Consider the following 14,933-nt stretch of genomic DNA (forward strand, 5'->3'; position numbering starts at 1 on the left):
AAGATAATTTGATGATTTTTAATTCTTGAAACCGTCGCATCTACGTGTCCTTTCCTAAGCTGAGATGGTTTGATATATGGTGAATCCCAAAAATCGTAAGTAGCCTTAGTTTCTGCCCATGTACCACTAGCTTCAGGTACACTGGATGTTGGTTTATCACTCAAGTTAGAAACAATTTTCATGAATCTATTTGTTCTTCTTGCATCTCCCAATTGAGTCTTTTCTAATTCTTCCCTTACCCATTGATCGATCATTTTAATCTCATTCCTGGGCGATCGCCCGATCGTTTAACAGCACAGATGTTGATTTTTGTCAAATTTATTGTTAAGAAAGATGTTTATAAAGCATAGCTTATTAAGGGGGATTTAGGGGGATCGAGATATGTGCAACTTCACATTAAATTGGTATTACTGGGTATCGTTTTTGTTATTTTCTTAAGTATTTTTACTGGCATTATTGGATAATTACTAGATTATAATAGTTAGATCAAAAATAATAAAAAAATAACTATCGTTATGATAGAACTAACTGGCTATCAAATTATCGATCGCATTTACTCAGGCACTCGCACCGTAGTTTATCGAGGTTTCCGCACAGACGACAAACAGCCCGTTGCCATCAAAGTCTTGCATAGCGAGTATCCCAGCTTCAGCGAACTCGTCCAATTTCGCAATCAGTACACGATCGCCAAAAACCTCAACTTGCCCGGAATCATCCAAACCTACAGCTTGGAACCCTACCGCAACGGCTATGCGCTGATTGTCGAAGACTTCGGGGGAATTTCTCTAAAAGAGTGGACTGGAAAAGGCAAAACAGTAAAATCTCTCGTTGAGTTTTTCCAAATAGCGATCGCCCTAAGCAATACATTAGATATACTTGGGAACCACTGCATCATTCACAAAGATATTAAACCAGCTAATATTCTGATTAATCCGCAAACCAAGCAAATCAAACTAATCGACTTCTCCATCGCTTCTTTACTGCCACGAGAAACGCAAGAAATTTATTATAATCCCAACGTTTTAGAAGGAACCATCGCCTATATTTCTCCCGAACAAACAGGACGAATGAACCGAGGCGTTGACTACCGAACCGACTTTTATTCCCTCGGAGTTACTTTTTACGAACTGCTGACAGGAAATTTGCCGTTTCAATCCCAAGATCCGATGGAGTTAGTTCACTATCATATTGCCAAACAACCGCCATCTCTTCGACAAGAAACAAATCCACAATCAACAATTAAAAGTGTAGATATTCCGCAGGCAATTGCTAATATTGTCATGAAGTTGATGGCGAAAAATGCAGAAGAACGCTATCAAAGTGCATTAGGATTAAAACACGATCTAGAAACTTGTTTTGCTCAACTCCAAGCAACTGGTAAAATTGAGCATTTTGAATTGGGACAACGGGATATTTGCGATCGCTTCCTGATTCCTGAAAAACTCTACGGCAGGGAAATCGAAGTTCAAAAACTATTAGCAGCATTCGATCGAGTAGCGACTCCCCTGTCATCCACCCTTAGCAACGGTAGACAAAGGGGGGGTGAATTGATCCTGGTTTCTGGATTTTCTGGCATTGGCAAAACGGCTGTTGTGAATGAAGTTCACAAACCCATTGTCCGGCAACGGGGTTATTTTATTAAAGGGAAATTTGACCAGTTTAATCGCAATATTCCCTTTTCTGCCTTTGTGCAAGCCTTCCGCGATCTGATGGGGCAACTGCTTTCCGAGTCGGACACCCAACTACAAACCTGGAAAACACAGATTCTAGAAGCGGTTGGCGAAAATGGGCAGGTAATTGTTGAAGTAATTCCTGAACTGGAACGAATTATCGGCACACAATCTGTTGCCACTAAACTGTCGGGAACAGCCGCCCAAAATCGATTCAATTCATTGTTTGAAAAGTTTCTTCAAGTCTTCACAAAACCAGAACATCCCTTAGTTATCTTTTTGGATGATTTGCAGTGGGCAGATTCCGCTTCACTGAATTTGATGCAACTGTTAATGGCATCGGAAACAGGCTATTTGCTGCTGATTGGAGCATACCGCGACAATGAAGTTTCCGGAGCCCATCCGTTAATGCTGACCTTGGATTCAGTGAGCAAAACTGAGGCAATTGTGAGTACGATCGCCCTAAAGCCATTAAGCCAATCTAGTTTGAATCAATTAGTTGCAGATACGCTCAACTGTGATACGGCGTTAGCGCAACCGTTGACGGCATTGATTGCACAAAAAACCCAAGGAAATCCATTTTTTGCCACTCAGTTTCTCAAGGCACTCCATCAGGATGAGTTGATTAAGTTTGACAGCCAAGTCGGACATTGGGAATGCGATATTGTCCGGGTGCGGGAGGCGGCACTCACGGATGATGTGGTGGAGTTTATGGCGTTGCAGTTGCAGAAACTGCCACTGGAAACACAAGCGGTGTTGAAACTGGCTGCTTGTATTGGCAACGAATTCGATTTGAAGACGCTGGCGATCGCATTTGAGCAATCTGAGACGGAAACGTCAACAACATTGTGGCAAGCTTTGCAAGAAGGCTTGATTCTACCTCAAAGTGAAGTTTACAAGTTTTATATCCAACGAGAAACCCAGGATTTAGTCGAAAATTCACAGATTGCACTCTACAGATTTCTCCACGATCGCATCCAACAAGCTGCCTATTCTCTCATTCCTGAGTATCAAAAATCCCAAATTCACCTCAAAATTGGCAGATTACTGTTAGCTAAAAGTTTATCTGCAAACAGGGCAAAGCAAGTATTTTTGTTAGTGAATCAACTGAATTTGGGAAGAGCATTAATTAACCAATTATCGGAACAATTACTGTTGGCTCAACTGAATCTAGAAGCAGGTGACAAAGCGATCGCCTCTACTGCTTACGAAGCTGCCGTAGATTATTGTCGCACCGGCATCGAATTGTTGCCACCCGACTGCTGGGATCGACAGGATACCTTGACTCGCAAGCTGCATCAAGGCCTTGCCCAAGCCGCCTGTCTGTGCAGTCAATTCGAGTTGATGGATCGGTGCATTGACACTGCACTCCAACACAGCCCTGATTTCTTAACAGCCCTACCGATGCAGGACATTCGCCTACAGGGCTTGAAACTTCAAAGTCGCTTTTCCGAAGCAATTGCTCTCGGGCGATCGCTCTTAGAGACATTAGGCATCACTTTTCCGTCCCAGCCCCAGCCCCAGGATATCATCATGGGCTTGCAGGAAGTACAAGCTAAACTTGCCGATCGCTCGATCGAGGACTTATTAGAATCTCCAGCGATTGACGATCCCTACAAACTGGCAGCCAGCTATCTATTACTGAGAATTTCTCCCGCCGCCTTTTTAGGCGATCCGATGTTGTTCCCCCTGCTAGTATTAGCACAAACCAAACTTGGATTAGACAATGGTCATGCTGCTCCTCATACTCATGGTTATGCAAACTACGCGATGTTAGTGGGTGGAATGTTAGGAGATAAAACCGCTGCCTATGAATTTGGACAATTAGCACTCCAACTTATCGATCGATACGAAGCCCGCGAACTGGCTGCCATGACCACATTCTTAGTCAATCTTTTTACTCAACATTGGCATTTTTCAGCACATCAGATTGTAGAAAAATTGCAACAAACTTACACCCTGGCTATAGAAACTGGTGATTATGAACACGCCACTTATAGTGCTTTTAACTACTGCAATCTAGCTTATTTAGCTGGAAACAATTTAGCAACAGTCCATGTTGAAATGGAAAAGTATAGCCAGTGGATGGGGCAAATCGGAGAAGCTGGCATTGGTTTCGCCATCCATCAAGCTAATCACCAGGGTATCTTGAGCTTAGAAGGGAAAATTCCTGCACCCAGTTTCCCGAGCGATTGGGAACAGATGAATCCGGGAATTCCTGTCTTTATTTATTACATTCACAATCAGCTCGTTTATAGCTATCTTTTTGGTGATTATCACACCGCTCAACGCATTGCTTCCCTACTAGATCGCTGCGATCCGATTACGCGGACTCAGCTTGTTGTTATTGTCACCGAATTTTATGCGGTGCTAGCAGATTTGGCTCTTGAACCCAGCACGCAGCCAGAAAAATCTGCATTGGGCGATCGCATTCAGAGCAAACTCACACAGCTTGAACAAAGGGCTAGCCAAGCTCCGATGAACTTCCAACATAAATACGATCTGGTGGCGGCGGAGCATCGGCGAGTGCTGGGTGAAAGAATAGAAGCGATCGATCTATACGATCTTGCCATTTCTGGCGCTAAAGCCAACAAATACATTCAAGAAGAAGCCCTCGCCAACGAACTTGCAGCCAAATTCTATCTAGATTGGGGCAAAGAAAAAGTCGCCTCCGGCTATATGCAAGAAGCTTACTACTGCTATGCCCGTTGGGGAGCCAAAGCCAAAACCGATGACTTAGAAAATCGTTATCCCAATTTACTGCGCCCCATTCTCTATGCAGGTACCGAATCTCTAACTATCTTGGAAACACTGACAACAATTACTGCTCTTGCGCCTCATTCCTCTATTAACACCTCTACCAATCCTACCCAGTCTTCAAGCACGAGCATTAACACCGCTCTGGATTTTGCCACGCTCCTCAAAGCCTTTCAAAGCCTCTCTGAAACCATTCAACTAGAGCAGCTCCTGCATCAACTCAGCCAAATCATTTTACAAAACTCTGGGGCTGAACGCTTCGTGATGATAGTTCCCAATGAAGCTGGGGAATGGTATGTCCAAGTCATCGCAACTCTCGATGAAATCGATATTAGCGCTACTCCCCTGGAGGGGCATGAGGCTCTGCCGATAAAACTGATTCAGTATGTCAAAAACACGCAGGAAGTGGTTGTCATCGACAATCTCAAGACTGATTTGCCAGTGATTGACGAGTATTTACTCCAGCGACAGCCCAAGAGCATTTTGTGTCTGCCTGTTTTGCATCAAAGTCAATTACGTGGCATTGTATATTTGAAGAATAAAAGAACCAGTGGTGCGTTTACGCGCGATCGCATCCTGACTCTTAACTTTCTCTGCACTCAAGCCGCTATTTCCATCGAAAATGCCAAGCTATATCAGCGAGAAAAAGAGAAATCCGATAAATTAGCTCAACAAGAAAAACAGTATCGCAGCATTTTTGAATCAGTCACAGATGGACTCTCAATTGTCGATCTAGAGACAGGTATCACAATTGCGATCAACCCAACTGTATGTAAAATATTTGGCTATTCTGAGGCAGAGTTTCTGGCTTTATCTCCGCCAGATTTTGTGATAGCTGAAGAACTTTCCATATTTGCCAAATTTATTGAGACTATCCGAGGCGGGCAGATTTTTAATCATCGCGGGCGATGTATCCGCAAAGATGGCACAATTTTTGACATTGAGATTAAAGCAACTTCCTGTGACTACAACGGCAAGCGTCATGCGCTAGTAATTTTCCGAGATATTAGCGATCGCAAACACGCTGAAGCTGCCCTGGCTGAGAGTGAGGCTAAATTCCGAAGATTGGTGGAAGGGGCAAATGACATGATTTGGTCTGCCCAGGCAGATGGCATCTTTACCTACCTCTCTCCCCAATTTGAGACGATGTTTGGATTCCCCCCGTCTGATTGGGTTGGAAAATCCTTAACATATTTAATTCATCCCGATGACTTAGAAATGGCGCTGGCACCGGCTAAAGTTGCGCTTGAGCAAGGCACGAACCAGCAAGATATAGAATTTCGTCACCTATGCCAAGACGGCAGCTATCTGTGGGTAACACTAAACATGACTCCCATCAAAGATACTGAAGGTCATGCTATAGGACTCCAAGGTATTGTGCGAGATATTAGCGATCGCAAAAATGCAGAAACCATTATTCAACAAAAAACCCACGCCTTAGAACAGGCTTTACAAGAATTGCAGCAAGCTCAATTACATATGGTTCAAAGTGAAAAGATGTCAGCCTTGGGTAATTTAGTTGCTGGTGTTGCCCACGAAATTAATAATCCCGTGGGCTGCATTGTCGGTAATGTCGGTGCGGTACAGGATGCTCTTAACGACTTATTTGGAGTTATCGATCTCTATCAGAAAAAGTTTCCTACACCCGATGCGGAAATTGAAGACGAATTAGAAGCGATCGATCTGGAATATTTACGGGAAGATTTACCAAAATTAATCAAGGCGATGAAAGATGGGGCCGATCGCATTACATCGATTAGCAAAAGTCTCCGCACTTTCTCCCGTAACGATAGCGATATAAAGCAGTTATTCAACCTGCACGAAGGCATCGATAGTACAGTCCTAATTTTGCGGCATCGTCTCAAAGGTAACGAACATCGTCCCGCCATTGAAGTTGTCACCGAATATGGCAAAATTCCGGGAATTGCCTGTTTCCCCGGACAACTAAATCAGGTATTTATGAATATTCTGGCGAATGCGATCGATGCGCTAGATGAATCTAATTCAGGACGCAGTTTTGCTGAGATTAAAGCTAATCCCAATCGGATCGAGATTCGGACGAACCTGGAAAGTGAAGGTGTAAAAGTGACGATCGCGGATAACGGAAAAGGAATGTCGTCAGAAGTAAAATCCCACATTTTCGATCATTTATTTACCACGAAACGTGTGGGAAAAGGCACTGGGTTAGGATTGGCGATCGCCCGACAGATCGTAGAAGAAAAACACGGGGGGACTATCGAGGTGGCATCAACTCTAAGTGAAGGTACTGAGTTTGTAATCTCGCTCCCAATTAAAGGCCATATTTCAACAGTTGACAGTTGACAGTTGACAGTTGACAGTTTGAGAGCGACCTCTACCTAGAAGTCCGAGGATTGGAGTAATGAATAGTCTGATTTTAATTTTTTTTATGGTAAAAGTTAATAAAATGGCTTGCGATCGCAGCTTAAAATAGGGAATAGCGATCGAACCATTGGTGGCAAAGGTCAGGGTACGATCGCCTGTGAACATAAAACCTGGAGACCAAAGCTCAACCTCCCGGGTGCATCTGGCGCAAGGAAGAGGGCGAAGCATGACCGCATATAAGTTATTAGTTATAATCTCATATTGATTGCGGTCATGCTTCGCCCCTACGGATATATTCGCCTTGCGCCAGATGCACCAAACCTCGCAGATTCAATGTGGCAATAAATCTAAAATCGACTTACCTATGATGAAATCTAACGCGAATTCCGCTAAAACTCTACCTTTACGACTTGTACTCGTAGTTCCGTTTGTCTTGCAAATCTTTGCCGCAGTCGGACTGACTGGTTATCTGTCGCTGCGTAACGGACAGCAAGCAGTAAATGATGTTTCCAGTCAGTTGCGTCAAGAGATTAGCGATCGCCTCAACCTGCAAGTCCTGGCTTATCTAGACAAGCCTTATATTGTAGGGCAAACGATCGTGGCCGCGGGTCAAGAGGGGCGGTTAGATTTAACAGATGTCACCAAACTAGAACGGACTTTTTGGCGGTTGGTCAGCCAAGATACTGTCGAATTCATGCAAATTGCTTTAACTGATGGCACAAGTATTACCTTAGAGGATACATTAAAGGATGGCATCGTTTCTCGGGTTGGTGACAAAGCGAATCTGCCTCAGCGTCAAATCTACAGTCTGGGCGATCGAGGTCAACGGACTAGGTTGATAGAAACTCAACCAATGTTTGACGCTCGGACTCGATCCTGGTATTTAGCTGCACTGAAAGCCGGAAAACCAATCTGGACATCTCAGCCCTACTTGGGCCAGACGACGAAGAAGGCGACAATTGCTCTAACCCAGCCGATCTACAACAGCGATGGAAATTTATTAGGAGTTCAAAACAATATTTTTCGGATTAGCAAGATTCATAGCTTTCTCAACAATCTACAGGTGAATCAAACAGGACAAACGTTTATCATCGATCGATCGGGCAACCTGATTGCAAGTTCCACGATCGAAGAGCCTTATATTATAGATCGCAAAAAAAATGAATTACAACAAATTCCTGCCGTCAAGTCTGAAAATTATGTAATGCGTCAAACAGCCCAAGCAATCCTCGAACGACTTGGCACTTTTAACAACATTGCCGAAAGTCAGCAGCTTGATTTTATGCTGGGAAACCAACGTCAGTTTATTCAAATTTCAACTATTAACGACAAACGAGGTATCGATTGGATCGGCGTCATTGTAGTCCCTGAATCAACTTTCATGGCACAAATCAATGCCAACACTCGCACCACAATTATCCTCTGTTTGGGTGCGTTGGTTTTGGCAACCGTTCTCGGTATATATACTTCCCAATGGATTGCCGATCCGATTCTGAAATTGCAACAAGCCAGTGAAGCCATTGCCACGGGTGAACTCGATCGCACAGTCGAGATTAACGATATCAAAGAATTAGCAGGGTTAGCGCGATCGTTCAACCAAATGGCAGCGCAACTCAAAACCTCCTTCACAGTCCTCGAAGCTCGCGTTGCCGAACGTACCCTAGAACTTCAACAAGCAAAGGAATTAGCCGACAACGCCAACGCCGCCAAAAGCGAATTTCTCGCCAATATGAGCCACGAACTCCGCACACCCCTTAACGGCATCCTCGGCTACGCTCAGATTCTGCAACGCAGCGAACCCCTCACCTCGAAAGGAAGTAACGGCGTTAACATCATCTACCAGTGCGGCTCCCACCTGCTCACCCTAATTAACGATATCCTTGACCTCTCTAAAATCGAAGCAGGTAAACTAGAAATCTATCCCGCCTCCTTCTACTTTCCTTCCTTTCTCCAAAGCGTTGTAGAAATCAACAGTATTCGAGCGCAACAAAAAGGAATTACCTTCGACTTTCTCCCAGATGATAACTTACCTATGGGAGTCCTGGCGGATGAAAAGCGTTTGCGTCAGGTACTAATTAATCTGTTGAGTAATGCCATTAAATTCACGAATCAAGGCAGCGTGACCTTCTTAGTTGAGAGAGTTGAAACAACGGATCGACCGGATTTTTGCACTCTCCGTTTCTCAGTAAAAGATACCGGAGTCGGAATTACCCCGCAACAACTAGAGCAGATATTCCAGCCATTTGAACAGGTAGGTGATATCAAAAAACAATCCGAAGGTACTGGATTAGGACTAGCAATTAGCCATAAAATTGTCTCCTTGATGGGTAGTGAAATTAAAGTCGAAAGTATTTCCGGGGAAGGTAGCACCTTCTCCTTTGAAGTAGAATTGCCCGAAGAGAAGGATTGGGCTGCGGATTCGAGAGTTGTTTCTCAGAGAACTATCCTAGGCTATGCTGGGAAACGACGCAAAATTTTATTGATCGATGACCGCTGGGAAAATCGTTCGGTATTGCTGAATCTTTTGGAACCAATTGGTTTTAAAATTATTGAAGCTAGCGACGGACAAGAAGGACTCCAGCAAGTTTTACAGACTGCACCGGATTTGATTATTACCGATCTATCCATGCCAGTCATGGACGGGTTTGAGTTTTTGCACTCATTGCGATCGCATCCAGAACTACAACATCACATTGTGCTGGTTTCTTCAGCCAGTGTCTTTGAGATCGATCGCCTCAATAGCATTAAAGCGGGGGGCAATAATTTCTTACCCAAACCCATCCAAGCTGAAATATTGCTAGAACAAGTGCAAAAGTATTTAAAGTTAGAGTGGATTTATCAGGATCCCAAAGACGAGCAACTTTGGGAGTTGGATGTAGCTCAAGAAATTAAGCCGCCATCTGACGCCATTTTGACCCAACTTGCTCAACTAGCCAAAATGGGCGATTTAGAGGGAGTGATGGAAGTCGCCCAGCAAATTTCCGATGGGGATAATGCCGCTTTTGTCCGAGAACTTATCCAGATGGCCGAGGCGTGCGAGATCAAACAACTACGGGCATTTATTCAGCAGTATCTCGCTTAATGTGTAGTATTAGAAACTATGATTGACTCAAGCAATTCCTTTATTTTGATTGTGGATGACAATCCCACCAACTTGTCTATCCTCTCCAAAACCTTGAAATCCGCCAACTACAAAATTCGCATGGCAGTGGATGGTGAAGAAGCCCTAGCTATGGTAGCCTATGCTCACCCAGACCTAATTTTACTCGACGTGCAAATGCCCAAAATGGACGGTTTTGAAGCCTGTCGCCGCCTCCAATCAGACCCCGCTACTCAAGGTATCCCCATAATTTTTATGACGGCTTTGGCAGATACGGAGAATAAAATCCAAGGCTTATCCTTGGGGGCGGTGGACTACATTACCAAACCTTTTGAACCTCAGGAAGTATTAGCAAGGGTGAAAGTTCACTGGCGTCTAAAGCAACTAGCCGACACCTTAGAACAACGAGTGGCACAACGTACCGATGAGTTGGAGAAAGTCCAATTGCAATTGGTGCAGCAAGAAAAACTCTCCACTCTGGGACAACTGGTGGCGGGTGTTGCTCATGAAATTAACAATCCCATTGCTTGTGTCGTAGGTAATGTCAGTGCTGTGGAAGATAGCATTAACGATCTATTTGATTTGATCGATCTATATCGCCAACGGTTCCCCGAACCCGGCCCGACAATTGAGGCATCTCTAGACACGATCGATCTAGAATATCTGCGGGAAGATTTGCCCAAACTGGTTAAATCCATGAAGGATGGGGGCGATCGCATCGTATCTATTAGTCAAAGCCTCCGCACTTTTTCCCGCGCCGACAGCGATAAAAAGCAGAAATTTAACCTGGCTGAAGGTATTGACAGCACAGTGCTGATCTTGCGCCATCGCCTCAAGGCAAATAATCTGCGTCCAGCCATTGAAGTGATTGCTAACTACGGCGATGTGCCAGAAATTAATTGTTTTCCCGGACAATTAAATCAGGTGTTTATGAATATTCTCGCCAATGCGATCGATGCTTTGGATGCAGCGTGCGTTGGGCGAACCTATGCGGAATTAGAAGCCGATCCTGAGCGAATTATTATTTCTACTCAAATGTCGATCGACCTTTCTACCGTAGAAATTAGTATCAAAGACAACGGCTCTGGTATGCCAAAGTCAGTAAAATCGCGGATATTCGACCATCTGTTTACTACGAAAGAGGTTGGCAAGGGGACGGGATTGGGATTGGCGATCGCTAAGTCTATCGTAGAAGAAACCCACAGCGGCAAGTTAATCTGCCATTCTGTGCTGGGTGAAGGGACAGAATTTGCGATCGAACTTCCGGTGTAAAAAATATTACATTGTGCCCAGTCGCTCGATCGCGCAATCGGATGTGATATTATCGATCGACCTTGGGTGCGGACTTGAGCTTCAAAGCGCTTAAAAATTTAACGCATTCAGCTTCAAGCAATCGGTATTTAATCGGCTTGATGAAGGCATTAAAATGATTTAACCCAACAATATAATTGCCAGTTTCGATAGCGATAGGGGATAAATGAGTGCCTTCTATTTCCCGAGTTAAAACTGGTAAATCTCTAGCTTTCAACTGTTCAACCAACCACAGCACATCGCTGTTTTTTTGTACTTCCAAACTTTTGTCAATATCCCTAACTGAGCCTGCTATGTCATCTCGATCGAACGAAATCAGTGCAGTTAAATTAAACAAAGAACTGCTAGCAATAAAACACTGAGTTTCTGCTCTTGTCGGCCGCACTCCCAAACCTAGTTTGTCTAACAGCACTGCGAGGGCTCGAATCGGAATTGCACTCTCGGTGTTGCTGATATCGGGAGCAATTAATAAAGAGGGTTGACCTTTAATTGAAGGTGTCTCGATACTGCTATTGTAGATTAACTTTTGAATCTGTCGGTTTTCATCTTGGCCATAACATTGATTCGCAATATTTTGCCAATTGGCATCGCTTAAAAACTCTAAAAGAGCGATGTACTTGCATCCCAAACTGTGACCCACCCAAAAATAGCTCGATCGCTCTTGATAAATATCCGACTCCCAACCCAATTTTTTCGCAACTTCCGTTAGTTCTTTCCTAAGTATCTCCTGTTCTTGCAATAAACTAACTGCGATCGGCCAGTGGCGAAAACTAAACCTAAACGGCAAAGCAACAATTGTATAGCCATCTGCAAACAACTTTTTTAAGAAATCTCGATAAAATACAGTAGGAAAAGTGCCAAAAAAAGTGCCACCTATAAATTGAATGACACCTTTTGGCTGGGGGTGAAGCGCTACCCAACTAAAAGAAATTGGCTGAAACTTAAATACTGGTTGCATCCGAATAATCCTCATACCATTTTAGATTTTTAACGTTTGTAGTGAGGACTGAAGTCCTCACTACAAACTAGCGGCAAGGTGCGCGGCGGGAGCGCACCCTACATATAGCCTTTCTCAGATAGGTAAGGTACGTTGTTGGGATGCGAGCCCTATAGGTTTAGTGCTTATATAAGCTGTCATTCATACCTCATCTTTTTGAGAAAGGCTATAGCCTTTCTCAGATAGGTGAGGTATGACTGCGATCTGAGTTGTTGGCGTGTCTGCGAGCTTACCGTATAACCTATGGTAAGAGGGCCCAAGCCCAACAACGTACCTCACCTACTTGAGAACTGCTATACCAGAGATTTTAGGTATTTCCCACCCTATAGAGTTGGTGGATAATTCCCTTCTTTTCTAGCAGTGAGACATTTTAACGGGAATATCGAACTTGTTCATCACGGTATTTAGCGCCTTCAAATTGGCCTCATTTGGTTCAAGTTCCGCCAGAAGTTGTACTAGCATTTGAGCTTTTTCTGAATTGTCTGCGTCTGAACTAGCTAACTCCAAATTACCATCGCGCAACTCTTCCAAAACCGGCAGTATGATTGGTGGATCGATAATAATTGGCCCAGAGATTGCCGGAGGAAGCACATTCAATGCTTTTCCGCTAGCGATCGCCAGAGTGTAATTAATTTGATCGAAGTCTAGATCCCCAACCACACCTGGAAAACCATTCGGCAAAAAAGTACCCCGAATTTCTGGATTCAGCAACACTCTGGCTCCTTGTTTGGTTGGAGGTACGGGGCCTGGAAAGAAGCGGCGGGCGTGCAAAAACAGCGAGACATATCCCCGTACTTCTAGGCTACCCGAAGTGAGAACTGCTGGCACAAGAGGTAACAATTCAACAGATGCAGTTTTGCCAGCAGGTATTCTGAAAAACCCGCGATATATGTTGCTAGATCCGATCTGAGTCAGAGGTATAAAGGTGTTAGCGCCTTCAACGTCAATAATTAAGCGAACGTTAACGCCGTCGATCGGGATTTTATTAGGATCTGGCGGTACGGGCAAACTAACGGCAAACTCAATCCGATATCGCAAGTCGATCGCTTCGAGATTAGAGATGGTGAGAAAGTATCCTTGAACGACCCGCCGAAGCACTGGAGTGAGTTCTGGTGCGGTGGGCACTGAAGGTGCAATGGGCTTTGCCAAGAGTTCAAAAGTTGAAATTTCCATGTGTTTATCTAAGTAGGTTGTGCGAGCACAAAAGTTTTGTTTTTTGCTTTTCCCTCGCTATATCTATTGATAACCGGGGGTACAAGTTAGTTACCAGTCACTTTTTTGAGTGACACTCATTTAAGCTAACCCGATCGGGCTAGCTCAACCGTGCTGGTTGACAGTGAATATAGAATTTGCTAAAAGGGCGATCGTTCTTATCGCACAAGGAAAAAGGAAGTTCGGCAACGAGCAATTTAGATCTAACGGATGTATTGGCAGTTGCGATAGATTATAATAAGTCAATCTTGGGCGCATGATGACTGTGTGGCAAGGCTTTGAGATTTCGAGACGAGCGCGAACAATAACAGAAATACGTTACTTTTGCGATCGCGAACTGTAACTTCAAAGTAATCAAATTCATTCAATAAAGTAGGAAAATGCCGTAGAACCTCCAAATCAATACAATGACCCGCTCTTTCACCCCGCCTAGAAGCTTCTAAAATCCTGCAAGTCTCCGACAATACCCTCTGAAACTGGAACAAAAATATTGCCACAAAAATCAAATCGGCTAGTGAGTTTGAGCGGGCGGGAGATTACTAACATGAGTATTTATAAAAACAGCGAGCGGGAATTAGAAATTGATAACAATTTCCCAAATCTAAAATCTAAAATCTAAAATCTAAAATCTAAAATCTAAAATCTAAAATCTAAAATGGTATTACCTCTCTCCCGAATTTTCAGCCAAGTTCCTCTCCGAACCGCTCTGCTCGTTCCTTTTCTTGTAGAAATTGCCGGCACAGTAGCGATAGTGGGTTGTCTCTCCTTGGAAGTTTGACCGAAGAACGAGACGCCAGCCCCTGGCTAACGACACGGGGATAAGTCGGCGGCGGTTTCAACCGCCTAAGCGTATTTAATAAATCTTAATGCAAGATTTGCACCATATACAGGTTAATGCTGTATAACTATAATATGAGCGTTAATTACAAATCCAACAAAAATGTCGTCTACTCGTGTAAATACCATATTGTGTGGTGTCCAAAATATCGTCGCAAAGTTTTAATTGAAGGTGTCGATGCCCGACTAAAAGAAATATTGTTAGAAGTTGCGACTGAGTTTAATAGTGAATTGATAGAAATGGAAGTAATGCCAGATCATGTTCACCTCTTAATCGAGTGCGATCCTCAGTTTGGGATTGCCAAACTAATCAGATACATGAAAGGACGATCCTCTAGATACCTCCGTCAAGAATTTCCTTGTTTAAAAAGTCGATTACCAACGTTATGGACTAATAGCTACTTCATTGCAACTGTTGGCGGTGCGCCCATTACAGTAATTAAACAGTACATTGAGACTCAAAAAAATGTCTAATTATGGCTGCCAGCAAAATTTAATTAGCCCAAATCGAGAGTTAAGAAGCGTTCTAGAGTTTGTATGCGAAGAGTCAAACAAGCTAGCCAACTCTGGGACTTACTACTGTCGGCAATTGTATTTCAAAACCGGGAAGATTCCGGGCAAGTATGACTTGCACAAATTATTCAAAGAAAATCTGCACTTTAAAGCGCTGTATTCCCATGTTGCCCAACAGACGTTGACCAGTGTT

The 14,933-nt window shown here is 43.7% G+C and carries 8 protein-coding genes and 1 pseudogene; 5 read left to right on the forward strand and 4 right to left on the reverse strand.

What is annotated here, in order from left to right; translation table 11 throughout:
• The coding region (locus JGK07_RS31690) for a transposase (protein WP_293193320.1) at positions 1-254 on the reverse strand (254 nt) is incomplete at its 3' end.
• 261 nt (positions 255-515) lie between these two features.
• Between JGK07_RS31690 and JGK07_RS31695 the strand changes: the two genes are divergently transcribed.
• Positions 516-6,749, forward strand: a complete 6,234-nt coding sequence (locus JGK07_RS31695; protein ID WP_293243517.1) for a PAS domain S-box protein — start codon at positions 516-518, stop codon at positions 6,747-6,749.
• On the opposite strand, the gene JGK07_RS31700 is transcribed toward JGK07_RS31695, so the two are convergent.
• Positions 6,732-6,935 carry a hypothetical protein gene (locus JGK07_RS31700; RefSeq protein ID WP_293213320.1) on the reverse strand — a complete coding sequence of 68 codons (204 nt, stop codon included), beginning with the start codon at positions 6,933-6,935 and terminating at the stop codon, positions 6,732-6,734. The genes JGK07_RS31695 and JGK07_RS31700 overlap by 18 nt on opposite strands.
• Before the next feature lie 199 nt (positions 6,936-7,134).
• Between JGK07_RS31700 and JGK07_RS31705 the strand changes: the two genes are divergently transcribed.
• Positions 7,135-9,852: an ATP-binding protein gene (locus JGK07_RS31705; RefSeq protein ID WP_293198599.1), complete on the forward strand. Its 2,718-nt coding sequence runs from the start codon at positions 7,135-7,137 to the stop codon at positions 9,850-9,852.
• An 18-nt stretch (positions 9,853-9,870) separates the two neighbouring features.
• Entirely contained in the window at positions 9,871-11,142 is a 1,272-nt protein-coding gene (locus JGK07_RS31710; protein WP_293185729.1) for a response regulator, read from the forward strand.
• A 49-nt stretch (positions 11,143-11,191) separates the two neighbouring features.
• Here the strand turns inward: JGK07_RS31710 and JGK07_RS31715 are convergent, their stop codons facing one another.
• Both JGK07_RS31715 and JGK07_RS31720 read right to left on the reverse strand, forming a co-directional pair.
• Positions 11,192-12,139, reverse strand: a complete 948-nt coding sequence (locus JGK07_RS31715) for a DUF1350 family protein (protein ID WP_293193324.1) — start codon at positions 12,137-12,139, stop codon at positions 11,192-11,194.
• A 393-nt stretch (positions 12,140-12,532) separates the two neighbouring features.
• A complete protein-coding gene (locus JGK07_RS31720; protein ID WP_293193325.1) occupies positions 12,533-13,351 on the reverse strand; it encodes a hypothetical protein in 819 nt (272 codons plus the stop codon).
• A gap of 951 nt (positions 13,352-14,302) precedes the next feature.
• On the opposite strand from JGK07_RS31720, the gene tnpA reads away from it, so the two are divergent.
• Both tnpA and JGK07_RS31730 read left to right on the forward strand, forming a co-directional pair.
• Entirely contained in the window at positions 14,303-14,701 is a 399-nt protein-coding gene (gene tnpA / locus JGK07_RS31725) for an IS200/IS605 family transposase (protein WP_293185733.1), read from the forward strand.
• Positions 14,694-14,933: pseudogene (locus JGK07_RS31730) on the forward strand (RNA-guided endonuclease TnpB family protein); the annotation flags it as partial. The gene tnpA and the pseudogene JGK07_RS31730, both read left to right, overlap by 8 nt.

This window comes from Microcoleus sp. PH2017_24_DOB_U_A, from assembly GCF_020738205.1.
Classification (GTDB): Bacteria; Cyanobacteriota; Cyanobacteriia; order Cyanobacteriales; family Microcoleaceae; genus Microcoleus.

Excerpts from the sequence above, each read along its gene's own strand:
- JGK07_RS31695 (WP_293243517.1), top strand. The coding sequence starts at position 516 with ATGATAGAACTAACTGGCTATCAAATTATCGATCGCATTTACTCAGGC.
- JGK07_RS31700 (WP_293213320.1), bottom strand. The coding sequence starts at position 6,935 with ATGTTCACAGGCGATCGTACCCTGACCTTTGCCACCAATGGTTCGATC.
- JGK07_RS31705 (WP_293198599.1), top strand. The coding sequence starts at position 7,135 with ATGATGAAATCTAACGCGAATTCCGCTAAAACTCTACCTTTACGACTT.
- JGK07_RS31710 (WP_293185729.1), top strand. The coding sequence starts at position 9,871 with ATGATTGACTCAAGCAATTCCTTTATTTTGATTGTGGATGACAATCCC.
- JGK07_RS31715 (WP_293193324.1), bottom strand. The coding sequence starts at position 12,139 with ATGCAACCAGTATTTAAGTTTCAGCCAATTTCTTTTAGTTGGGTAGCG.
- JGK07_RS31720 (WP_293193325.1), bottom strand. The coding sequence starts at position 13,351 with ATGGAAATTTCAACTTTTGAACTCTTGGCAAAGCCCATTGCACCTTCA.
- tnpA (WP_293185733.1), top strand. The coding sequence starts at position 14,303 with ATGAGCGTTAATTACAAATCCAACAAAAATGTCGTCTACTCGTGTAAA.